19 protein-coding genes are annotated in these 23,108 nt (G+C 60.8%); 8 read left to right on the top strand and 11 right to left on the bottom strand.

From position 1 onward, the window contains the following. Positions 1 to 21: 21 nt before the first annotated feature. Genes HX846_RS06015 through mfd form a run of 3 tightly spaced genes read right to left on the bottom strand, consistent with a single transcriptional unit; the run spans position 22 to position 6,752 of the window. Positions 22 to 2,712 (bottom strand): DEAD/DEAH box helicase, encoded by a 2,691-nt coding sequence (locus tag HX846_RS06015; RefSeq protein WP_178965126.1) that lies wholly within the window; start codon positions 2,710 to 2,712, stop codon positions 22 to 24. Positions 2,713 to 2,721: 9 nt separating this feature from the next. Continuing rightward, positions 2,722 to 3,291 carry a CsiV family protein gene (locus HX846_RS06010; RefSeq protein WP_003218957.1) on the bottom strand — a complete coding sequence of 190 codons (570 nt, stop codon included), beginning with the start codon at positions 3,289 to 3,291 and terminating at the stop codon, positions 2,722 to 2,724. A gap of 11 nt (positions 3,292 to 3,302) precedes the next feature. Beyond that, positions 3,303 to 6,752, bottom strand: coding sequence for a transcription-repair coupling factor (gene mfd / locus HX846_RS06005; RefSeq protein WP_003218956.1), 3,450 nt, complete (start codon positions 6,750 to 6,752; stop codon positions 3,303 to 3,305). 339 nt (positions 6,753 to 7,091) lie between these two features. Between mfd and HX846_RS06000 the strand changes: the two genes are divergently transcribed. Further along, positions 7,092 to 8,555 carry a glyceraldehyde-3-phosphate dehydrogenase gene (locus tag HX846_RS06000; RefSeq protein WP_023659083.1) on the top strand — a complete coding sequence of 488 codons (1,464 nt, stop codon included), beginning with the start codon at positions 7,092 to 7,094 and terminating at the stop codon, positions 8,553 to 8,555. 163 nt (positions 8,556 to 8,718) lie between these two features. On the opposite strand, the gene HX846_RS05995 is transcribed toward HX846_RS06000, so the two are convergent. Continuing rightward, a complete protein-coding gene (locus tag HX846_RS05995; protein WP_008437599.1) occupies positions 8,719 to 10,017 on the bottom strand; it encodes an MFS transporter in 1,299 nt (432 codons plus the stop codon). Positions 10,018 to 10,303: 286 nt separating this feature from the next. Then, positions 10,304 to 10,846 carry a chalcone isomerase family protein gene (locus HX846_RS05990; RefSeq protein ID WP_178965125.1) on the bottom strand — a complete coding sequence of 181 codons (543 nt, stop codon included), beginning with the start codon at positions 10,844 to 10,846 and terminating at the stop codon, positions 10,304 to 10,306. A 236-nt stretch (positions 10,847 to 11,082) separates the two neighbouring features. Between HX846_RS05990 and sthA the strand changes: the two genes are divergently transcribed. Then, the gene (sthA, locus tag HX846_RS05985; RefSeq protein ID WP_003218947.1) at positions 11,083 to 12,477 is read left to right on the top strand and encodes a Si-specific NAD(P)(+) transhydrogenase; all 1,395 of its coding nucleotides are present in this window, start codon (positions 11,083 to 11,085) and stop codon (positions 12,475 to 12,477) included. A gap of 42 nt (positions 12,478 to 12,519) precedes the next feature. Here the strand turns inward: sthA and HX846_RS05980 are convergent, their stop codons facing one another. Together HX846_RS05980 and HX846_RS05975 are read right to left on the bottom strand one after the other, a co-directional pair. After that, positions 12,520 to 13,242 (bottom strand): glycerophosphodiester phosphodiesterase family protein, encoded by a 723-nt coding sequence (locus HX846_RS05980; RefSeq protein ID WP_003218946.1) that lies wholly within the window; start codon positions 13,240 to 13,242, stop codon positions 12,520 to 12,522. 66 nt (positions 13,243 to 13,308) lie between these two features. Beyond that, a complete protein-coding gene (locus HX846_RS05975) occupies positions 13,309 to 13,893 on the bottom strand; it encodes a PilZ domain-containing protein (RefSeq protein ID WP_003218944.1) in 585 nt (194 codons plus the stop codon). Positions 13,894 to 13,987: 94 nt separating this feature from the next. Between HX846_RS05975 and HX846_RS05970 the strand changes: the two genes are divergently transcribed. Genes HX846_RS05970 through HX846_RS05960 form a run of 3 tightly spaced genes read left to right on the top strand, consistent with a single transcriptional unit; the run spans position 13,988 to position 17,232 of the window. Then, positions 13,988 to 15,238, top strand: coding sequence for a lipoprotein-releasing ABC transporter permease subunit (locus tag HX846_RS05970; RefSeq protein WP_003218943.1), 1,251 nt, complete (start codon positions 13,988 to 13,990; stop codon positions 15,236 to 15,238). A gap of 7 nt (positions 15,239 to 15,245) precedes the next feature. After that, entirely contained in the window at positions 15,246 to 15,929 is a 684-nt protein-coding gene (lolD, locus tag HX846_RS05965) for a lipoprotein-releasing ABC transporter ATP-binding protein LolD (RefSeq protein ID WP_003218941.1), read from the top strand. A gap of 58 nt (positions 15,930 to 15,987) precedes the next feature. After that, complete coding sequence (locus HX846_RS05960; protein ID WP_003218940.1) at positions 15,988 to 17,232, top strand: lipoprotein-releasing ABC transporter permease subunit; 1,245 nt, start codon at positions 15,988 to 15,990, stop codon at positions 17,230 to 17,232. Between the two features lie 118 nt (positions 17,233 to 17,350). On the opposite strand, the gene HX846_RS05955 is transcribed toward HX846_RS05960, so the two are convergent. Further along, the gene (locus HX846_RS05955) at positions 17,351 to 18,703 is read right to left on the bottom strand and encodes a heavy metal sensor histidine kinase (RefSeq protein WP_177028720.1); all 1,353 of its coding nucleotides are present in this window, start codon (positions 18,701 to 18,703) and stop codon (positions 17,351 to 17,353) included. Continuing rightward, complete coding sequence (locus HX846_RS05950; RefSeq protein WP_003218936.1) at positions 18,703 to 19,383, bottom strand: heavy metal response regulator transcription factor; 681 nt, start codon at positions 19,381 to 19,383, stop codon at positions 18,703 to 18,705. The genes HX846_RS05955 and HX846_RS05950 overlap by 1 nt, the downstream gene beginning before the upstream one ends. Before the next feature lie 156 nt (positions 19,384 to 19,539). On the opposite strand from HX846_RS05950, the gene HX846_RS05945 reads away from it, so the two are divergent. Together HX846_RS05945 and queF are read left to right on the top strand one after the other, a co-directional pair. After that, on the top strand, positions 19,540 to 20,064 hold the full coding sequence (locus HX846_RS05945) for a plastocyanin/azurin family copper-binding protein (protein ID WP_003218934.1): 525 nt from the start codon (positions 19,540 to 19,542) through the stop codon (positions 20,062 to 20,064). A 57-nt stretch (positions 20,065 to 20,121) separates the two neighbouring features. Beyond that, the gene (gene queF / locus HX846_RS05940) at positions 20,122 to 20,952 is read left to right on the top strand and encodes an NADPH-dependent 7-cyano-7-deazaguanine reductase QueF (RefSeq protein ID WP_076017252.1); all 831 of its coding nucleotides are present in this window, start codon (positions 20,122 to 20,124) and stop codon (positions 20,950 to 20,952) included. Positions 20,953 to 21,078: 126 nt separating this feature from the next. Here queF and HX846_RS05935 read toward each other — a convergent pair whose 3' ends face one another. Further along, positions 21,079 to 21,345 (bottom strand): DUF4404 family protein, encoded by a 267-nt coding sequence (locus tag HX846_RS05935; protein WP_177028721.1) that lies wholly within the window; start codon positions 21,343 to 21,345, stop codon positions 21,079 to 21,081. A gap of 110 nt (positions 21,346 to 21,455) precedes the next feature. Next, entirely contained in the window at positions 21,456 to 22,067 is a 612-nt protein-coding gene (locus HX846_RS05930) for a hypothetical protein (RefSeq protein WP_003218927.1), read from the bottom strand. A gap of 195 nt (positions 22,068 to 22,262) precedes the next feature. Here HX846_RS05930 and HX846_RS05925 point away from each other — a divergent pair, with 195 nt between their 5' ends. After that, positions 22,263 to 22,952, top strand: coding sequence for a VacJ family lipoprotein (locus tag HX846_RS05925; RefSeq protein WP_008437615.1), 690 nt, complete (start codon positions 22,263 to 22,265; stop codon positions 22,950 to 22,952). Positions 22,953 to 23,108 lie beyond the last annotated feature (156 nt).

Here is a 23,108-nt window from a genome sequence, read left to right as displayed (position 1 = left end):
CTCGCGAAGGCGATCTAACAGTCAGCGCTTTTCCTGCTTGTGCGGCAACGGCGCAAACAACGCCTCGATATCCTCATTCCCCAACTTCCAATCCCCCGTCGTCCGCCCATCCAGAACGCCCGCCGCCAGATCAGACTTTTCCTTCTGCAAATGCTGGATTTTCTCTTCCACGGTGCCCCGGGCAATCATCTTGTAGACGAATACCGGCTTTTCCTGGCCGATGCGATACGCACGGTCGGTGGCCTGGTTCTCCGTGGCCGGGTTCCACCACGGGTCGTAGTGAATCACCGTGTCGGCTTCCGTCAGGTTAAGTCCGACGCCGCCTGCCTTCAGGCTGATCAGGAAGATCTGCAGCTTGCCGCTCTGGAAGTCTTTCACCGGCGTGCGCCGATCCCGCGTCTGACCGGTAAGCAGCGCATAAGCCACGCCGCGCTTCTTCAACTCGGCCTCGATCAGGCTCAGCATCGAAGTGAACTGGGAAAACAGCAGAATCCTGCGGCCTTCGGCAAACAGCTCTTCGAGCATCTCCATCAAGCTGTCGAGTTTGCCCGAGCTACTGCCCTTTGCCGGCAGGGTTGCATCATTGACCAGGCGTAAATCACAGCACACCTGGCGCAACTTGAGCAGCGCCTCCAGGATGATGATCTGGCTGCGCGCCACACCCTTGCGGGTAATCTCGTCGCGGACTTTCTTGTCCATCGCCAGGCGCATGGTTTCGTACACGTCGCGTTGGGCTTCGTTGAGGTCGACCCATTGGATGATCTCGGTCTTGGGCGGCAGCTCGGTCGCCACCTGCTCCTTGGTGCGACGCAGCAGGAACGGCTTGATCCGACCATTAAGGTGCTGCAATCGCACATCGCTGCCGCGCTTTTCGATCGGTACGCGGTAATCGCGGTTGAAGCTCTTCACGTCCCCCAGCCAACCCGGCAGCAGGAAGTGGAACAGCGACCACAGCTCGCCCAAGTGGTTTTCCAGCGGTGTACCGCTGAGGCACAGGCGCTGGCGGGCGTTCAGCTCGCGGGCCGCCTGGGCGGCCTTGCTGTTGGGGTTCTTGATGTACTGCGCTTCGTCAAGGATCAGCACGTGCAAGGGCAGGGCGGCCAGTTGCTCGATGTCCTTGGGCAGCAGGGCGTAGGTGGTCAGCAGCAGGTCGTAGTCCTGCAACTGAGGGAAATGTTTCTTGCGCCCCGCGCCGTACAACGCCATGACTTTGAGCTGCGGCGTGAAGTGCGCCGCTTCGTCGAGCCAGTTCGGGATCAGGCTGGTGGGCATCACCACCATGCACGGGCGGTCCAGGCGTCCGGCGATTTTCTCGCTGAGAATATGCGCCAGGGTTTGCAGGGTTTTGCCCAGGCCCATGTCATCCGCGAGAATCCCGCCGACGTCGAGTTGGCGCAGCGACTGCATCCAGCTCAGGCCTTCCAGTTGATAAGGGCGCAACGTTGCGTTCAAGCCTTTCGGCGCTTCGCAGCTGAAATCCTTGATGTCCCGCAGGCGCTGGGCGAAGTTGCGGATCTTTTCGCCGCCTTCCCATTGCAGCGGCAGGTCTTCCAGCGGGTTCAGGCGAATCGCGTCGGCCTTGGCCAGGCGCAGCGCGGTGGTGCCGGGCTCTTGCAGGTAGAACTCGCCCAGGGTTGCCAGCACCGGTTTCAGCCGGCCATAAGGCAGCGCCACTTGCAGCGGGCCGTGGCCGTTGGGCAGGCCGGGAATGTTCACCAGGATCAGTTCGTCATCACGGCGCCGGGCGAGTTTTTCCGGGTTGAGGATCTCGGTGTGAGAGCGCATCAGGTTCAACAGGATCGGCAGAAGACTCAGGCGTTCGCCGTTGACGATGATCCCCAGCTCCAAGTCGAACCAGTCACGCTCCGGCACTTCGTCGACGCTGGCGTACCAGTCGTCGACGGCGCTCAGGTCAAAACCGAAATCTTCGTCGATCTGTAGTTCCCAACCCTGGGCGCGCAGGTTCGGCGAGGCATTCAGGGTGAAGTTCAGCCACGCGCTGTCGTTGACCATCTCGAACAGCTCGCCGGCACTTTCCGGCAGGGCCTTGCTCTGGCGCGTGGCGATCTTGAAGCCCAGCAGGCGCAGCTGTTCGCGAAACTGCTGCTCCACCTCGGGGTGGCGCTTGATCCGCAGGCTCTGCTGTTCCTGGCGCACGATAATGTCGGCGTTCTTCTGGCCGCTGACGTAGTTGCCCAGATAGTTGAAGGACAACGCTGCGCGATGCTGGATATAACGCTGCATCTTGCCGTTGCGCGGCTCGAAGGCGCTGAACTCGATGCTCGCCAGCCACAGGCGCGGCACCGGTTGCACGTCTTCCATCACCACTTGCGGCAACACCACGCGGTTATCCAGCACCGCCTGGAGCTTCTCCAGCAACTCGGCATCCTGGGCCGCCGCCGGGTAGGCCAGGGTTTCCTGGACCTTGAGCAGCACGGCGGCGATGTGTTTGCAGTTGGTGTGCACGGGGCACGTGCAGCGGCTGTCCACCAGGATCAACGTGCCCTTGGCGGATTCGCGCAGGGAGATGGTCTGGCGGTAGACATTGCCACCCGAGCCTTCGCAGCTGGCAATGATGGTGCTGTCGCCGGACTCGACGATACGCACGCGGTTTTCCAGGGCGTAGCGTCGGCCACGCTCGAGGCTTTGCTCTTTAAAGCGATTGGCCCACGAAGGGGCCAGGGGTTTGGTCAACGACGACGTCAGGGGCATGGTGCTGGATCAGTCCTGGACATCGGGCGGTGGAGCGCTGGGCGGCTTGGCGGTCAGCGAAGTGATCTTGATCAGCAGGGCGAGGTGGCCGCCGTCCAGGTAGTTGAGCTGGTTGTTCTTGGTGCGCACGTCTTGCTGGCTGAGGTGTTCGCTGGCGATGACGCTGCCGTTGGCGTCGAACTGGTTAACCCAGAAGTCCGCGTCGATATCGGTAAAGCGCCCAAGCTGCAGGTTCAGGGTGCCTTCGATGGGGAACTGGCCGAACTGTTCCTGGCCATCGCTGATGGCCAGCTTCACCGGTTGCTCACCGAGATTCTGTTCCCAGGACTTGTGCAGCAATACGGTGTAGTCGCTGCTGGCTTGCAGCTTCTCGACAATATTGCCCAGTCGTGGCGGGCTCATTTTGTCAGTCCCCAGGCGTGGTGCACCGGCGTCCCAGTTTTCCGGCGCCGCACGGCTGTTGATCACCGGCTCGGCGTTCTGGCGCACCAGGATCATCTCCACCAGGTACGGGCTGTCGGCGAACGCCGAAGGCGCAACGACCACCAACAACAAGCTCAAAATGCGGAACAGGCGCATTGGGGCGTCCTTCAAGCAGATTTCGGGATGAGGCGCTCAAACAGCGCCTCCAGTGTATTAAAGCGTTCTTCGGCGCGTTCCATCGGCACCATGAATTTGAACAGCGTAGCCCCTTCGAACTTGTAGCGATTGGGCTGGCCCTGAATCAGCTTGATCAGCACCAGTGGGTCCACCGGCGTCTGCGCTTCGAACTCGATACGCCCGCCTTGCGGGCCGGCGTCGACCTTCTTGATGCCCAGTTGCTCGGCCTGCAGTTTGAGCAGGGTCAGGCGCACCAGGTTCTTGGTCGGCTCCGGCAACAGGCCGAAGCGATCGATCATCTCCACTTGAAGGTCCTTGAGACCTTCTTCGTCGGTGGCCGAGGCGATGCGCTTGTACAGGATCAGTCGCGCATGCACATCCGGCAGGTAGTCTTCGGGGATCAGCGCCGGCAGGCGCAGGTTGATCTCCGGGCCGCCACCCAGCGGTTGGTCGAGGTTCGGTTGTTCGCCCTTGCGGATGGACTTCACCGCGCGCTCGAGCATTTCCATATACAGGGTGAAGCCGACGGCCTGGATCTGCCCGCTCTGGCCGTCGCCCAGCAGTTCGCCGGCGCCGCGGATTTCCAGGTCGTTGGTGGCCAGCACAAAGCCGGCGCCGAGGTCCTGGGTGTTGGCGATCGCTTCCAGGCGCTTCTCGGCGTCGGAAGTGATCTGCTGGCGCGGCGGTGTCAGCAGATAGGCATACGCCTGGTGGTGGCTGCGCCCGACCCGGCCGCGCAACTGATGCAGCTGCGCCAGGCCGAACTTGTCGGCGCGCTCGATGATGATGGTGTTGGCGCTCGGCACGTCGATGCCGGTCTCGATGATGGTCGAGGCGATCAGCACGTTGAAGCGCTTGTGATAGAAGTCGCTCATCACCTGTTCGAGTTCGCGCTCGCGCATCTGCCCGTGGCCGATGGCGATCCGTGCTTCCGGCACCAGTTCGGCGAGGTCGGCGGCGCATTTCTCGATGGTTTTTACATCGTTGTGCAGGTAGTACACCTGGCCGCCGCGCAGCAACTCGCGCAGCAGGGCTTCCTTGACCGTGCTTTTGTTCTGCTCCATGACGAAGGTGCGCACCGACAACCGGCGCGCCGGCGGCGTGGCGATGATCGACAGGTCGCGCATGCCCGACACCGCCATGTTCAGCGTGCGCGGAATCGGCGTGGCGGTGAGCGTCAGGATGTCGACTTCACTGCGCAGGGCCTTGAGCTGTTCTTTCTGGCGAACCCCGAAGCGGTGCTCTTCGTCGATGATCACCAGCCCGAGGTTCTTGATCTTCACGTCATCCGACAGCAGCTTGTGAGTGCCGATGACAATGTCGATCTTGCCTTCCGCCAGGTCGGCGATGGCCGCATTCACTTCCTTGGCCGATTTGAAGCGGCTCATCACCTCCACAGTCACCGGCCAGTCGGCAAAGCGGTCGCGAAAGCTGTTGTAGTGCTGCTGGGCGAGCAGGGTGGTCGGCACGAGGATCGCCACTTGGCGGCCACCGTGCACCGCAATAAACGCTGCGCGCATTGCCACTTCGGTCTTGCCGAAGCCCACGTCGCCGCACACCAGGCGGTCCATCGGCTTGGGCGCCAGCATGTCGGCGCGCACGGCGTCGATGGTGGTTTGCTGGTCCGGGGTTTCTTCGAAGGCGAAGCCGGCGCTGAAGGTGGCGTAGTCGGCTTTTGGGTCGGCAAACGCATAACCTTCGCGGGCGGCGCGGCGGGCATAGATGTCGAGTAACTCGGCGGCCACATCGCGTACCTGTTCGGCGGCCTTGCGCTTGGCTTTCTGCCAGGTCTCGGAGCCCAGGCGGTGCAACGGCGCGAGGGCGTCGTCGCTGCCGGTGTAGCGGGCGATCAGGTGCAGGTTGGCCACGGGCACATAAAGCTTGGCGCCCTCGGCGTATTCCATGGTGAGGAATTCGGCCACCTGGTTGTCGATCTCCAGGGTCTGCAGGCCCAGGTAACGGCCCACGCCGTGGTCGATATGCACCACCGGCGCGCCTTCGCGCAGTTCGGTGAGGTTCTTGATCACTGCGTCGTTGTTGGCATCGGCGCGCTTTTCCCGGCGGCGGCGCTGCATCACCCGTTGACCGAACAGCGGGCTTTCGGCAATCAGTGCCAGGGCCGGGTCGTCCAGCAGCAGGCCTTCGTCCAGCGGTGCGATGGTGATCGCCAGGCGGTCCTTGCTCGCGACAAAGTCCGGCCAGCTGTCGACGGTTTTCGGCCGCAGCTTCAGGCGTTCCAGCAACTCCAGCAGCACCTCGCGGCGCCCGGCGGACTCGGCGGTAAACAGCACGCGGCCGGGGAAGTCACCGAGGAAATTCGACAGTGCTTCCAGCGGCTGGTTGGCCTTGGCTTCAATCGCCAGGTTCGGCAGCGCTTGCGCCGGGAAGCGCTCGCGGCCGGCGCCTGCATCCACGTCCTGCTGGCTGGCGACTACCCGCGGCCAGTTTTTCAGGCGGGCGAAGCAGTCTTCCACCGGCAGGAACAGCTCGGCCGGTGGCAATAAAGGACGGGACGGGTCGACGCGGCGTTCTTCATAACGGTTGCGCACGTCATTCCAGAAATTCTCCGCTGCCTGTTCGATGCCTGGCAGCGAGAACACCTGGGTGTCCTGAGGCAGGTAGTCGAAGAGCGTGGAGGTTTCGTCGAAGAACAGCGGCAGGTAATACTCGATACCGGCGGGGGTAATCCCGCTGCTCAAGTCCTGGAAGATCGGGCAGCGACGGAAATCCACGTCGAAGCGCTCGCGGAAACGTGCCTTGAAGCGCGTGACCGCGTCTTTTTGCAGCGGGAACTCCCGGGCCGGCAGCAGCTTGATCGACTGCACCTTGTCGATGGAGCGCTGGTTTTCCGGATCGAAGGTGCGCAGGGTTTCGATTTCGTCGTCGAACAGGTCGATCCGGTAGGGCAGTTTGCTGCCCATCGGGAACAGGTCGATCAACGCGCCACGCACGGCGAACTCACCGTGCTCGTACACCGTGTCGACGCAGCGATAACCGCTGGCCTCAAGCCGGGTGCGCATTTGCTCCACATCGAGCTTCTGGCCGATATCCAGCACCAGGCTGCTGCCCAGCAGGAACTTGGTCGGTGCCAGGCGGTGCAGGGCCGTGGTGATCGGCACCACCAGCACGCCGTGGGCCAGTTCCGGCAAGCGGTACAGGCTGGCGATGCGCTGGGAAATGATGTCCTGGTGCGGCGAGAACAGATCGTAGGGCAGGGTTTCCCAGTCCGGGAAATGCAGTACCGGCAAATCGGGGGCGAAGAAACTCAGCTCCTGTTCCAGCCGCTCGGCACTTTGGCTGTCGGCGGTGAGCAGCAGGGTAAAGCGCTTGGCAGCGCTGGCAGCCTCGGCGATGGCCAGGCTCAGGGCGGCACCGGGCAGATTGCCCCAGTGCTGTTTACCTGCCGCGGCAGGGAGAAGCGGTAGACGCAGAACGGGCACGGAAGGTTGAGCTCCAAGCGTTGCGACAAAGTCGGTAATTGTAACGGCCCGGAGTGCCGCCTGTCAGTTGCTGACTGAGCCTATTACGGTTTGTAGGAAATGTAGTGGCTAAGACAAACAAAGGTGCCTTTTGACTCATTATGTAGTGCCGAAATCGGTGTATGTTTCGGAGGGTTACGGACACTTTGTCACATTGGTCCAACAGGGGGTGCGCTGGAAGCCGCGTATTTACTGGGCTGCAGAGGGGCGATATTTTTTTGCAAGGGGTTTTGTTGCGGGCCGCGCATTGCTCCGAGGGCGGTCGGGCGGCATAATGTAGCCCCTTTTTTCTGCCCCTACATGTGGAAGGTTCCCGTGACTCAGAAGCCCGACCAGTGTCTTGGTGAATGGATCGACCGTGAAGCACTCGCTGAAGCGATGATTCCGCTTATCGGTCAGCTATACCGCAATAACAACGTGGTGAGCTCGATCTATGGCCGCAGCCTGATCAACCAATCAGTCATCGCGATTCTCAAGGCTCATCGCTTTGCTCGCCATCGTTCTGCCGACGATAGCGAACTCTCCGTCCACGAAACATTCCCTCTGCTTAAAGCCATGAGCGAGCTCAAGCTCGGCGCGGCTTCGGTAGACCTGGGCAAGCTGGCCTATAAATTCCGCAAGGAAGGCGCTGGCCGCACCGCCGAGCAGTTCGTACGTGAAGAAATGGCCGACGTGGTTGGCCAGCAAAACGCCGCAGCCCGCAAAGGCACCGACGTTGTGCTGTACGGTTTCGGTCGTATCGGCCGCCTGCTGGCGCGCATCCTGATCGAAAAAACCGGTGGCGGCGACGGCCTGCGCCTGCGTGCCATCGTGGTGCGTAAAGGTGCTGAAAACGACCTGACCAAGCGCGCGAGCCTGCTGCGTCGTGACTCGGTCCACGGTCCGTTCAACGGCACCATCGTCATCGACGAAGAAAACAACACCATCACCGCCAACGGTAACCTGATCCAGGTGATCTACGCGAAGAACCCGTCTGAGGTGGATTACACCCAGTACGGCATCAAGGACGCACTGCTGGTGGACAACACCGGTGTGTGGCGTGACGCCGAGGGCCTGGGCCAGCACCTGGCGTGCCCGGGTATCGATCGCGTTGTCCTGACTGCGCCTGGCAAGGGCAAGCTGAAGAACATCGTGCACGGCATCAACCACGGTGAAATCACCGCTGACGACAAGATCGTGTCCGCCGCTTCCTGCACCACCAACGCCATCGTGCCGGTGCTGAAGGCTGTGAATGACAAGTTCGGCATCGTTAACGGTCACGTTGAAACGGTTCACTCGTACACCAACGACCAGAACCTGATCGACAACTTCCACAAGGGCGATCGCCGTGGCCGTAGTGCCGCGCTGAACATGGTGATCACCGAGACCGGTGCTGCCACCGCTGCTGCCAAGGCCCTGCCTGAGCTGGCCGGCAAGCTGACCGGTAACGCGATCCGTGTTCCGACGCCGAACGTGTCGATGGCCATTCTCAACCTGAACCTTGAGAAAGCCGCCACCCGTGAAGAGATGAACGAGTACCTGCGCTACATGGCGCTGCACTCCGATCTGCACAAGCAAATCGACTTCGTCAATTCGCAGGAAGTGGTTTCCACCGACTTCGTGGGCTCGCGCCACGCCGGTGTGGTGGACGCTGAAGCGACCATCACTCAAGACAACCGCGTTGTTCTGTACGTCTGGTACGACAACGAATTCGGTTACAGCTGCCAGGTGGTTCGTGTGATGGAAGACATGGCCGGGGTTAACCCGCCAGCATTCCCGCGCTAAGCATCAGCGGTAAATGAAAAAGCCCCGACTGGTTCGGGGCTTTTTTATGTCTGTTGTTTTTGTGTTGCTTGTACCGGCCTCATCGCAGGCAAGCCAGCTCCCACATTTTGATTTGTGAATACATTTCAAATGTGGGAGCGGGCTTGCTCGCGAAAGCGACCTATCAAGCGCCGCCGACTACAGAGGCCTGCGCGGTACGCAGTTCATGCCGGTTGCCCTTGAACAGAATCAATGTGGCGATCAAGCCCAGCACCGCCGCGCCGCTGAGCCAGATGCCCGGTGCGGCCTTGTTGTCCAGCACGTGGATCAGGTAGGTACACGCCGCCGGAGTAAAGCCACCAAAGGTTGCCGTCGCCAGGCTGTAGGCCAGGGAGAAACCGGTGGTGCGCACTTCTACCGGCATGATCTCGGTCAGCGCTACAACCATCGCGCCGTTGTACGAGCCATACAGGAACGACAGCCAGAGCAGCACGATCAGCAGATGGCTGAAACTCGGGTTGGCCACCAGCCAGGACAGCGCTGGATAAGCGGTGAGGATCGCCAGAATCGTCGCCCCCAGCAGCAGGGGTTTACGCCCGATCTTGTCGGACACCGCCCCCATCACCGGCAGCCAGATGAAGTTGGAGATGCCCACGCACACAGTGACCAGCAGCGCGTCGAAGTCCGACAGGTGCAGTTCGGCCTTGCCGAAGGTCGGGGTGTAGGCGGTGATCAGGTAGAACGACACGGTGGTCATCACCACCAGCGCCATGCCGGCGATGACGATGCCGAAGTTCTGGCCGATCGAGCGGACGATTTCCTGCAGGGTAGGGCGGTGTTTGCGCGCCTGGAATTCCGGGGTTTCTTCCAGGGAGCGACGAATCACGAAGATCACCGGCACGATCAGGCAGCCGATCAGGAACGGCACGCGCCAGCCCCAGTCACCCATTTCTTCCGGGCTGAGCCAGTGGTTGAGGCCTACGCCCAGCAGGCCGGCGAATACCACCGCAGCTTGCTGGCTGGCGGACTGCCAACTGACGAAGAAGCCTTTACGGCCTGGAGTGGCGATTTCCGCCAGGTACACCGACACGCCGCCCAGTTCGACACCGGCGGAGAAACCTTGCAGCAGGCGGCCGAACAACACGATCAGCGGCGCCGCGACACCCAGGGTGGCATACCCGGGAACGCAGGCGATCAGCACGGTACCGGCGGCCATCATCGCCAGGGTGATCACCAGGCCCTTTTTACGGCCGTGACGGTCGATATAGGCACCGAGGAAAATCGCGCCCAGCGGACGCATCAGGAACCCGGCACCAAAGGTCGCCAGGGACAGCATCAGGGACGCGAACGCGCTGTCGGTGGGGAAAAATGTCTTGGCAATGGCCGTGGCGTAGAAGCCATAGACCATGAAGTCGAACATCTCGAGGAAGTTACCGCTGACAACGCGAAAGATCGCCTTGCCCTTGCCCGTTGTAGTGGACATGTCATGCACTCATTTTGGCTATCTTATTAGTAATCCCTGGTCGCAACCGTCCTTGCTGTTAAAGCCTTGGCACGAGGCTGGCGCTGAACAGTTTTGTAACGATATGTGTATAAGCCACCACAGGCAACAAAAAACCGATAGCAAGCTGGCAAATTGCCGCAGGCCTCCCGGTGATGAAAATACAATGCGGGAGCGGGCTTGTTCGCGAATGCGGTGTGTCAGTCAGCTTATGAGCCACTGACACACCGCATTCGCGAGCAAGCCCGCTCCCACAGGGTTTTTGCGATCAGTTGAGGAGGGTGTTACGCAGGCTGTCGGACAAGCCTTTTGGTGCCAGCCAGATTCCCAGGTAAGCCTTGGCCAGCTCGTCATTGCGACTGCTGAACACCACCGTGCCGTTGATTTCCAGGTTCAGGCCGCGCTGAGGCTGGAAGTCCAGCGCATAACGGTCGCCGCTGCGGATGTTGCGGAAGCTTTTGTGCAATTGATCCAGTTCAGGCTTCAGGCGGGCGAGGGTGGCGGGTGTTTGCTGACGTTCGAGGGTGGCGGTGGCGGCCTTGATCACATCGTTGCGGTCGATGTCGCGAAAGTAATACAGCTCCAGGCGCAGGTCTTTTTGCTGATCCAGGGCTTGTTTGGCGCTCAGGTCAGCCTGGGCGAACAATGCCGCCGCATAGACGTCTGCCCAGAGGTAGGTCAGGACGGCCTGGTTTTTCAGCACCAGTTGATGAGATTGCGGCGGAAAATCGGCTTGTTTGAGGCGATCAGCCTCATTCGCCAGAACCGGGACCGAAAACATCAGCAATAAACAAATGACGACATGCTTCATAATGGCCAGTCCTGAAAAGGTGCTTGCCTACAGGTTAATTCAATAACGAGCGCCGTGTAGTAAAGGCAAAACTGGCCTACGACGCGACCAAGGGTTAATGTGCGCGACGTTGAGCGTTCTATAGACTGTGCCCCGGCTCACACACTTGAGCCACATTGATCCTTCATGACCGCTGGCCGCGGCATGATTTAGCCAGGCGTCCAACCGTGCGCCCTGGCCTGTTCTGAGGAGTACGCATGGCTGTCTACAACTACGACGTGGTGGTACTGGGTTCCGGCCCAGCTGGAGAAGGTGCGGCGATGAACGCCGCCAAAGCAGGGCGCAAGGTGGCGATGGTCGATAGCCGTCGCCAGGTCGGCGGTAACTGCACCCACCTGGGTACCATCCCGTCCAAGGCCTTGCGTCACTCGGTGCGCCAGATCATGCAGTTCAACACCAACCCGATGTTCCGGGCCATTGGTGAGCCGCGCTGGTTCTCGTTCCCGGACGTGCTCAAGAGCGCTGAAAAAGTCATTTCCAAACAGGTTGCCTCGCGTACCGGCTTCTATGCCCGTAACCGCGTCGACCTGTTCTTCGGCACCGGCAGCTTCGCCGACGAGCAAACCGTCGAAGTGGTCTGCGCCAACGGCGTGGTCGAGAAGCTGGTAGCCAAGCACATCATCATCGCCACCGGCTCGCGTCCGTATCGCCCGGCGGATATCGATTTCCACCACCCGCGTATCTACGATAGCGACACCATCCTCAGCCTGGGCCACACCCCGCGCAAACTGATCATCTACGGCGCCGGCGTGATCGGCTGTGAATACGCCTCGATCTTCAGCGGCCTGGGTGTATTGGTCGAGCTGGTGGATAACCGCGACCAGTTGCTGAGCTTCCTCGACTCGGAAATTTCCCAGGCGTTGAGTTACCACTTCAGCAACAACAACATCACCGTGCGCCACAACGAAGAGTACGAGCGGGTCGAAGGCCTGGACAACGGTGTGATCCTGCACCTGAAATCCGGCAAGAAGATCAAGGCCGACGCCTTGCTGTGGTGCAACGGCCGTACCGGCAACACCGACAAGCTGGGCATGGAAAACATCGGTGTGAAGGTCAACAGCCGTGGCCAGATCGAAGTCGACGAGAACTACCGCACCTGCGTACCGAACATCTACGGTGCCGGTGACGTGATCGGCTGGCCGAGCCTGGCCAGTGCCGCCCATGACCAGGGCCGCTCGGCCGCTGGCAGCATTGTCGACAACGGCAGCTGGCGCTACGTCAACGACGTGCCGACCGGGATCTACACGATTCCCGAGATCAGCTCGATCGGCAAGAACGAGCACGAACTGACCAAGGCCAAGGTGCCTTATGAGGTCGGCAAGGCGTTCTTCAAGAGCATGGCGCGCGCGCAGATCGCCGGTGAGCCCCAGGGCATGCTGAAGATCCTGTTCCACCGCGAGACCCTGGAAGTGCTCGGCGTGCATTGCTTCGGCTATCAGGCGTCGGAGATCGTGCACATCGGCCAGGCGATCATGAACCAGCCGGGTGAACTGAATACCCTCAAGTATTTCGTCAACACCACGTTCAACTACCCGACCATGGCTGAAGCCTATCGGGTAGCGGCCTACGACGGCCTCAACCGGCTTTTTTGAGCGGCTCCGGCCGGTGGCCTGAGCCGGCCGGGGAGACCGATTTCAGTAATTCCCGAGGGTGGCAGTGGCCAAACCGGGAAAGTCTGTAATCAGGCTATCTACGCCGAAGTCGGCGAGCCTGCGCATCAGCGCGGGTTCGTTGACGGTCCACACGGACACGTGCAAACCCTGGCGCTGGGCTTTTTCCAGACGCTCAGGGGTGCACAACGTCCAGTTCAACGCCAGAATCTCACAGCCATAGTTGGCCGCGACCTTCAACGGGTCGAGCCAGGCGTATTCGGCTACCAGCCCGCGGGACAGGTCCGGGGTGAGGTCCAGCGCCGCTTTCAACACTTCCCGCGAGCTTGAGGTCACGGTGACCTTGTCCATCAGCCCGAAACGCTGAGCCATTTCACGGATTGCCAGCACGGTGGTTGCCGCGCGGGTGCGCGATGCACTTTTGACTTCCAGTTGCCAGTGGTCGAAGTCGCACTGTTCGAACAGCTCTTCCAGGCGCGGGATCGGGCAAGGGTTGACCCAGCCCGGGCCGCCTTTGCGCGCGTCCATCTTGACCAGGTCGGCGGCTGAGTACTCGACGACCTTGCCGCGCCGGTCGGTGGTGCGCTTGAGCGTCGGGTCGTGGATGACCATCAGCTCGCCGTCCATGGACAGGTGCAAATCCAGTTCGCAGCGGCGCACGCCGTGCTTGAGGCATTCCTGGAAGCTGGTCAGGGTGTTTTCCGGTGCTTCGCCTTTGGCACCGCGGTGGCCATAAATCAGGGTCACAGTTGCTCCTTTACGCCAGGGTTCCTGGCTGGATGGATGACGCGACGCGCCATTCAATGATCGTATTCAGGTGTCGGATTCGTCGCTTTTTTCCCGCGCCAGGCGCCGTTCCTGGGCCTGTTTCTGCAGGATGTAGCGCGCCAGCAACTGGCGTTGGGCATCGGTCATGGCTTCGAATTCCGTGCCGATTTCAAAGCCACCGGTCTTGGCATCGCAATGGGTAACCTTGGCTCGCAGCAACAGCCCGAGGGCTTGCGGCATCAGCACCAGTTTGACCGCCAGGTGACTGTCGGGCTGGATCGCCGTGGGGTTCAGAAATTCGATGCCGCCTTCGGAGATGACCACGGGCTGCGGCGTACCGATCTCGCCCAGCAGGCTTTGCGCCATGATCTGGCTGAGCAAATCCATGCGTTTGTTCTGCACTTTGAGGAAGGCGGCCAGGGTGCGGTCCCGCTCGCCAATCTGGCGCAGCAAATGCTGGGATTCAAATTCACTCAGGTGCAACTCGCTGAGCAGATTGAACAGCGGCGAATCATCCAGCAACACTTCCTTGCTCAGCGCTTCCGGGCCCGACAGTGGGGTAATTTCCAGTGCGATCATGTCCTCGATACGGTAGTATTCGCGGCGATCTTCTTCATCTAATGTCGACATGGCGAACCCAAGGCAGCGGTGATGGTCTGAGTGTAAAGCTGCTTACCTGACCCCGCCACAAGGACGTCTTCTTTTCCTCCGAACAAGCCCCGACATGTTCAGACCTCTCTTCGTATTTATTGGCACGCGTTATACCCGTGCAAAACGTCGCAATCATTTTGTGTCGTTCATTTCCCTGACCTCGATGATCGGGCTCGCCCTTGGCGTTGTCGTGATGATTGTGGTGCTGTCGGTGATGAACGGTTTCGATCATGAGATGCGCACCCGCGTGCTGGGCATGGTGCCCCACGCGACCATCGAGTCGGGTGAGCCCATCAGCGACTGGCAAAGCCTGGCCGCGAAGGTCAAGCAGAACCCCAAAGTGCTGGCGGTTGCGCCCTTCACCCAGATGCAGGGCCTGTTGACCAACGACGGCAAGGTGCAGAAAGTCCTGCTCAATGCCATCGACCCGGCGCAGGAACGCAATGTCTCGATCATCGATAACTTCATGCAACAGGGCAAACTGGACGACTTGTCGCCCGGCAGCTTTGGCATCGCTATCGGCGACAAGGCGGCGGCCAAGCTCGGCGTGGGCATCGGCGACAAGCTGACCTTCGTCGCGCCGGAAGTCACCGTGACTCCGGCGGGCATGTTCCCGCGCATGAAGCGCTTTACCGTGGTCGGCATCTTCCATGTCGGCGCCGGTGAGATCGACGGCTACCTGGGCCTGACCAACCTGACCGACCTGGCCCGCCTGCATCGCTGGAAGCCGGACCAGGTCCAGGGCTTGCGCCTGAAATTCAACGACCTGTTCGACGCGCCGCGTACCTCGTGGGAAATTGCCCAGCACCTGGGTGAAAACCAGTACTACGCCCGCGACTGGACCCGTACCCACGGCAACCTGTACCAGGCCATACGCATGGAAAAAGCCATGATCGGCCTGCTGTTGCTGCTGATTGTCGCCGTCGCCGCCTTCAACATCATCTCCACGCTGGTGATGGTGGTGAACGACAAGAAGGGCGACATCGCGATCCTGCGCACCCTTGGCGCCACGCCGGGGCAGATCATGGCGATCTTCATGGTCCAGGGCACGGTGATCGGCGTCGTCGGCACCTTGATCGGCACCGTGGTGGGGATTCTCGCCGCGCTGAACGTCAGCGCTGCTATCGCCGGGCTGGAAGTGTTGATCGGCCACAAATTCTTGAACTCCGACGTCTACTTCATCGACTACTTGCCGTCCCAGGTGCAGAGCCAGGACGTATTGATGGTCGGCGGCGCCGCGTTGGTCCTGAGTTTCCTTGCCACCCTGTATCCAGCCTGGCGCGCGGCACGTACCCAGCCGGCGCAGGCTTTACGTTATGAGTGAATCGGGCATGAGTGAAAAAGCAATCCTGAGCTGCCGCAACCTGGGCAAATCCTACGAGGAAGGCCCGGAGTCCGTGGTGGTGCTGTCCAACCTGCAGCTGGAACTGCACCCGGGCGAACGCGTGGCGATCGTCGGCAGTTCCGGTTCCGGTAAAAGTACCTTGCTCAACCTGTTGGGCGGCCTTGATACGCCGTCCCAGGGCAGCGTCTGGCTGGCCGGCGAAGAGTTGTCGGCCCTGGGCGAGAAGGCCCGTGGCCAGTTGCGCAACCGTTCGCTGGGTTTTGTGTACCAGTTCCACCACTTGCTGCCCGAGTTCACCGCCCTGGAAAACGTCTGCATGCCGCTGTTGATCGGCAAGACCGCGATCCCGGAAGCACGCCAGCGTGCCCAGGCGTTGCTGGAGCGCGTCGGCCTGGGCCATCGCCTGGAGCACAAGCCGGCTGAGTTGTCCGGCGGCGAGCGCCAGCGTGTGGCAATTGCCCGTGCCCTGGTCAACAACCCGGGCCTGGTGATGCTCGACGAGCCAACCGGCAACCTCGACTCCCATACCGCCCAGGGCATCAAGGACTTGATGCTGGAGTTGAGCACCCAGATGCGCACTGCGTTCCTGGTGGTGACCCATGACATGAGCATGGCCCGCCAGATGGACCGTGTGCTGCACCTGCAGGAAGGTCATCTGGTCGCCATCTGACCTGTTTCAAGCCCGGCGCCCGGCGCCGGGTTTTCTATTTTTTCAACGGTGCCCGCGAATGTTCAGACCGTTATCGATTTTCATCGGCACGCGCTATACCCGCGCCAAGCGCCGCAACCGTTTTGTTTCGTTTATCTCGATGACCTCGATGATCGGCCTCGCCCTGGGCGTGCTGGCGATGATCGTTGTGTTGTCGGTAATGAACGGTTTCCAGCGGGAAATGAGCTCACGCATCCTCGGCATGGTGCCCCACGCGACCATCGTTGGCGTGAAGCCGATCAGCGACTGGCAGCCGGTGGCAGATGCCGCGATGAAGAATCCGGAAGTCACTGCTGCCGTACCGTTCACACAGATGGACGGCATGCTCTCCTACAAGGGCGCGATGCAGCCGATCGAGATCAGTGGCGTTGATCCGGCCCAGGAAGGCAAGGTGTCGATCGTGGCCCAACATATTGTCCAGGGCCATCTGGAAGACCTGAAGCCGGGCGAGTTCGGTGTGGTGATCGGCGAAATCACCGCCCGGCGTTTTCGCCTGAATGTCGGTGACAAGCTGACCCTGATCGTACCGGAAATCAGCAGTGCGCCCGGTGGCATCACCCCGCGTATGCAGCGTTTGAACGTGGTGGGTGTGTTCAAGGTGGGCGCGGAGCTGGATGGCTCCATGGCCCTGATCCACATGGCCGACGCCGCCGAGATACAGCATTGGGAGCCGAACCAGGTGCAAAGCGTGCGCCTGGCGGTGAAAGACTTGTATGCCGCACCCAAGGTCTCGGCGGATATCGCCGCCAGCCTCGGCGCCGACTACAAGGCCGACGACTGGACCCACACCCAGGGCAGCCTGTTCAGCGCGATGAAGATGGAAAAAACCATGATCGGCCTGCTGTTGCTGATGATCGTCGCGGTGGCGGCGTTCAACATCATCGCGACCTTGATCATGGTGGTGAACGACAAGGGCGCCGACATTGCGATCCTGCGCACCATTGGCGCCACGCCGCGGCAGATCATGGCGATCTTCATGGTGCAGGGGACGGTGATCGGGATCGTCGGTACCTTGATCGGTGGCATCCTCGGCGTGATTGCGGCGCTGAACGTCAGTGAACTGGTGGGTTGGCTGGAGCGGGTCACCGGGCAGCATATCTTCAGTTCGGACGTGTATTTCGTCAGCAACCTGCCTTCGCAGTTGCAGGGTGGGGATGTGTTGCTGATTTGCTCGGCGGGGTTTGTGTTGAGCTTTTTGGCGACCATCTATCCGGCGTATCGGGCGGCGAAGATTGAGCCGGCGCATGCCCTCAGGTATTCGTAATTCTTAAGACCGCCTTCGCGAGCAAGCCCGCTCCCACATTTTGACCGCGTTCTTCCTGAATGCACCCGGTCAAAATGTGGGAGCGGGCTTGCTCGCGAAAGGGCCGCTACAGCTTGCATCAATACCCCTGCGGCAACTCCATCACAAACCTCGCCCATCCCGCCCCCGACTCACAGAAAATCCGCCCCCCATGGGCCCGCACAATCGACTGGGTAATCGCCAAACCCAGCCCCGCATGTTCGCTGCTCCCTTCATGACGCGCCGGATCTGCCCGGTAAAACCGGTCAAACAACCGTGGCAACAATGCCTCGGGAATGCCTTCCCCGGTGTTTTCCACACTCAGCGTCACGCCTTGCATCCCCTCGACGATCCGCACGCTGACTTCGCCACCCGGCGGGGTGAACCGCAGCGCGTTATCCAGCAGGTTGGAAATCGCCCGGCGCAACATGCTGCGGTCACCTGAAGTGCTGGCGTTGCCTTCCCGAACCAGCCGCACCTGGACGTCCTCCGCCAGCGGTGCGAAAAACTCCAGCAATGCCTCCACCTCGTCCGCCAGCACCAGGGTTTCGCGCTTGGGCACCAGCAGCCCATGGTCCGCCTTGGCCAGGTACAGCATGTCGTTGACCAACTGCGCCATCCATTGCAGTTCTTCCAGGTTGCTGTGCAGGGCTTCGCGGTAGTCCTCCAGCGCCCGTGGCTGCGTGAGGATGACTTGGGTCTGTGTCAGCAAATTCGACAGTGGCGTGCGCAGTTCATGGGCGATGTCGGCAGAAAACGCCGAAAGGCGCTGGAAGGCATCGTCCAGGCGGCCAAGCATCGCGTTGAAGGACTGGGCGAGTTCCTCCAGTTCGGCGGGCATTTGCTCCTGGGGCAGGCGCTGGGTCAGGGAGTGGGCAGACACGCCGCTGGCGACTTCGCTCATGCGCCTCAGCGGTCGCAACCCGCTGCGGGCGGCCCAGGCGCCGAGCAGGGCGGTGGCCAGGGCGGAGAGACCGACGGTCAGCCAGATCAGATGCTGCATGCGTTGCAGGAAGTGTTGATGGTGGGTGATGTCGAGCATCAGCGTCAGGCGTGGCGAGTCAGTGTTTCCAGGAATCAGCGGCGCGTTGTACACGCGGTAATCGGTGCCGGCGTTCTGCACGCTGTGCAGGCCAGGCGCCTGGGGCAGGGTGATGCCGGGAGCGCCGTCGAACCAGCGCTGATCGCCTGCGGTGATGCGCAAGGCCAGGTCAGGCTGGCGATTGAGTTCTTCTCGCAGCGTTGTTTCTCGTAAGGCAAATCGTTCTGGCGTGTCGGCACCTTGCAATGTGCTGCGCAGCGCTATCAGCTTGCCGTCGAGCAACTGCTGGTCCAGCTCGATAAAGTGCGCCTCGCTGGCATGGTTGAACAGCACGCCGGCCAGCAATGAAACCACGGCGGTACAGCCAGCAAACAGCAGTGCCAGGCGGCTGGTCAGGGAAATCCGTTTCATCAACTGAACCGCTCCTCAAGCACGTAGCCCATGCCGCGCACGGTGTGGATCAACTTGTTGGGGAAGTTATCGTCGACCTTCAGGCGCAGGCGGCGGATCGCGACTTCGATGATGTTGGTGTCGCTGTCGAAGTTCATGTCCCACACCTGAGAGGCAATCAGCGACTTGGGCAGTACTTCGCCCTGGCGGCGCAGCAGCAGTTCCAGCAGGGAAAACTCCTTGGCCGTCAGGTCGATGCGCTGGCCGTCGCGCTCTACCCGGCGGCGGATCAGGTCCATGCGCAGGTCGGCCAGTTGCAGGCTGGTTTCCTGGGGGGGGCTGCTGCCACGGCGTAACAGGCTGCGCACCCGGGCCAGCAGTTCGGAGAAGGCGAAGGGCTTGACCAGGTAATCGTCGGCGCCCAGTTCCAGGCCATGCACCCGGTCTTCCACGGCGTCCCGCGCGGTAAGGAACAGTACCGGCATGTCGAGCCCGGCGTTGCGTACGGCCTGGAGGATCTGCCAGCCATCGCGGCCCGGCAGCATCACATCGAGGATCAACAGGTCGTAGTCACCGGTCAGCGCCAGGTGCTGGCCGCTGGTGCCGTCGGCCACCAGCTCGGTGTTGAACCCGGCCTCGGCCAGCCCCTGGCGCAAGTAGTGGCCGGTTTTCGGTTGGTCTTCGACGATCAGCAGTTTCATGGGCGGCTCATGGTTTTACGGGAACACAGACGTTATACCGCGCACATCCGGCAGCCGGCTCAAGCTGACAAAGTTGTAATCTGGCAGTCAGCTGGCTGGCAGCGGCGCGTTCGTAAAGTGTCCCACAGACTGATTCCGAACCTTTGGAGTGTGAGCATGTTTTTACGTAAATCCTGGTTGTTGGCGGGCTGCCTGATGGCGATGAGTCTTCCGGTGCTGGCATCCCCGGCTGAAACCTTCGCCTTCGGTGAGGCCGCGCCCGCCGCCAAGGCCACGCGCACCGTGGAAGTGGTGCTGCAGGACATTTCCTTTTCGCCCAAGGCTATTGATGTAAAAGCCGGTGAGACTGTGCGCTTTGTGCTGGTCAACAAAGGCCAGTTGCTTCATGAATTCAACCTTGGCGATGCCGCCATGCACGCAGCGCATCAGAAAGAGATGCTGCAGATGCAGGCCAGCGGCATGCTGACGGCGACCGGCATGGGCAAAATGGACCACAGTGCGATGGGGCATGGTGATATGGCAGGCATGAAGCACGACGACCCCAACAGCGTGTTGGTAGAGCCAGGCAAGACCGCCGAGCTGACCTGGACCTTCACCAAGGCCACCGGCTTGGAGTTTGCCTGCAACATTCCGGGGCATTACCAGGCGGGCATGGTCGGCAAGCTGACCGTCAGCCAGTAAGCCATTGACGGGCAAAGGCGGGTAGAATGGCGGCGTTTATTTAGCCAGGTTTCCGCCATGCATCCCGCAGCCGAACATTCGCCGCTGGGCAAGTCCAGTGAATACATCTCCACCTACACCCCGTCGTTGCTGTTCCCGATTCCTCGCGCCGCCAAGTGGGCCGAGCTGGGCCTGAGTGCCGAGACCCTGCCGTATAAAGGCGTGGATTTCTGGAACTGCTTCGAACTGTCCTGGCTGCTGCCATCCGGCAAACCCGTGGTGGCCATCGGTGAATTCAGTATCCCGGCCGACTCGCCGAACATCATCGAGTCGAAGTCGTTCAAGTTGTACCTCAACTCGCTGAACCAAACCGCGTTTGCCGATGTGCAAAGCCTTGAAGCGACTTTGCGCACCGACCTGAGTGCAGCGGCCGGCAAGCCGGTTGGCGTGCGCATCCGCAGCCTGGGCGAGGTTGAAGCCGAAGGCGTGGTCGCGTTGCCGGGTGTGTGCATTGATGACCTGGACATTACCGTCAGCAACTACGAGCACCCGCGCCCGGAACTGCTGCGTTGCGACGATTCGCGCGTGGTGGAGGAGAGCGTCCACAGTCATCTGCTCAAGTCCAACTGCCCGGTGACCAGCCAGCCTGACTGGGGCAGTGTGGCGGTGGAGTACCGCGGCGCGGCGCTGGATCATGCCAGCCTGCTGGAATACCTGGTGAGCTTCCGCCAGCATTCGGACTTCCATGAACAGTGCGTGGAGCGGATCTTTCTCGACCTGCAGCGCTTGCTCAAGCCGGAGAAACTGACGGTGTATGCGCGGTATGTGCGGCGTGGCGGGCTCGATATCAACCCGTACCGCAGTACGGAAGATCTGCAGTTCCAGAACCTGCGGCTGGCTCGACAGTAGCCTTCACCCAAAATAAATGTGGGAGCGGGCTTGCTCGCGAAAGCGGTGTATCAGCCAGCATATGTATCAGCTGACGGACCGCATTCGCGAGCAAGCCCGCTCCCACATTTGATAGGTGTCGGGCTATTAAATCCCGATGTTACCCAGGGTCACCACAATATTGCGCAAGGTCCCGGCAATACCCGGGTGGTCGAGTTCGAAGCGTTCTACCGCCAGGTTCACACCATCGGCGATGCTTGGATCCTGAATGGCACCTTCCAGTGGCTCCTGAACTTCCAGTTCAGCAATCAATGTTTGCAGCTCTTCGCGCTGTTCGAGGGGCATTTCTGGATTCTGATCCAATTGCTCGCGCAAAATTTTGACCTGTTCTTGCAGTTGTTCGCGGGCAGGCATGGCGTTCTTCCTTTTATCGATAGGCACTGACATAGACCGCGGCACGCCGGGAAAGGTCTATGGGCTGACCTGTAGATTAATCCACTGGCGCCTACTGTGCATGATCTCGATCAGGGCTTCTCGCCTTTGAGCTGGCGCAGGCTGATGTCGGCCAGGCAGGTCTGCAGTTCGCCCAGGTGGTCAATCACCGAATGCACGCCCAGGCCATAGAGCGCGACAGTGGCTTTGGCGCGCTTATGCTCGCGTTCCTTCTCGCTGAGTGCTTGCCATTGCTGCGGCGAAAGCCCGCACAATGAGCCACAGGATGCCAGGCCAATGGTCCACAGCCCGGCATTGAGCCCCGATTGCAGCAGGCGTGGCTCGCCGCTGACCAGGACGCAGCCTTCCAGGCGTTCGATATTCAGTTCCATCAGGGCCTGCCAGCAGGCGTGAGGCGCCGGCCAGCGGGTGGAGGAGGGCTTGGCAGCCTTGATCCAGCGGGGTAGCCCGGCGGCCAGCGGTGTGGAAACCGACGCCGGCAACTCGTCCAGCCATGCACAAGGGACGCGCTGTTCTTCGAGGCTGCGCAGGATCTTCAGGGCGCCGACAGTGGCATGGGTATCGCTGGAAGGCGCGGAATCGGCGCGGGCCTGGGAACCAAAGTCCACCAGGCAGCCACTAAGCCCGAACAGTACGGCCGTCAAGGACGGGGTGCTGGCACTAACAATCTCGGCGTGTGGCATTTCGACGTCCCTGAAATAGCAGTGACGCTACCGGACTTGGGTGACAAGCAAGTTACACCCGCAGCAATTGTAGGAATTTTGTGCATTTGCTGAATGACATTTCTGCAAGGCTGCCTAATCTGACACTTCCGTCATATACTGACGGCCTCATTCAGGGCATAGCGCCCATGACAGACCATTCAAGGAGTTCAAGCTATGCGCTGGAGCCAATGTCTAGCTCAGCTGTCCGTATGTGCGAGTATTTTGCTGGTTCCTTTCGTAGCCCAGGCGGCCTCGGAAGATGATCCATGGGAAAGCGTCAACCGCCCGATCTTCACCTTCAACGATACCGTTGATACCTATGCCCTCAAGCCATTGGCTCAAGGCTATCAGTTCGTGACCCCGCAGTTCGTGCAGGACGGGATCCACAACTTCTTCCGCAACATCGGCGACGTCGGCAACTTTGCCAACGACGTGCTGCAACTCAAGCCCCACGCTGCAGGCGTCGACACTGCTCGCTTGCTGATGAACACCACGTTCGGCGTGCTGGGTTTTGTTGATGTCGGCACCAAAATGGGGCTGCAACGCAACGACGAAGACTTCGGCCAGACTCTCGGCTACTGGGGCGTCGACAGCGGTCCTTACGTGATGCTGCCACTGCTGGGCCCAAGCACCCTGCGTGACGCGCCGTCCAAATACGTGGACAGCTACACCCAGCCGTACCGCTACATGAACGATATCGGCTGGCGCAACAGCACCTTCGGCCTGAATATCGTCGACACGCGTGCCAGCCTGCTGTCCTCCGAGAAGCTGATCAGCGGCGACAAATACACCTTCATCCGCAACGCCTACTTGCAGAACCGCGAGTTCAAGGTCAAGGATGGCAAGGTTGTAGACGACTTTTAAGCCCCAGGCTTGAAAGAAGAAGGCGGCCCTCGGGTCGCCTTTTTTGTGGGCGGCATTCGAGGTTTATCCGTGGGTTACGTGCTTACTTTAAGTCGCGGTTTTATGCGTTCTTATAACTACTGGTGATTTGCGATGTAAAGACGCCCGGCGACCATC

This window comes from Pseudomonas sp. K5002 (assembly GCF_013386655.1).
Classification (GTDB): domain Bacteria; phylum Pseudomonadota; class Gammaproteobacteria; order Pseudomonadales; family Pseudomonadaceae; genus Aquipseudomonas.
The sequence above is the reverse complement of the archived record's forward strand: the minus strand, read 5'-3'. Positions and strand labels throughout refer to the sequence as shown.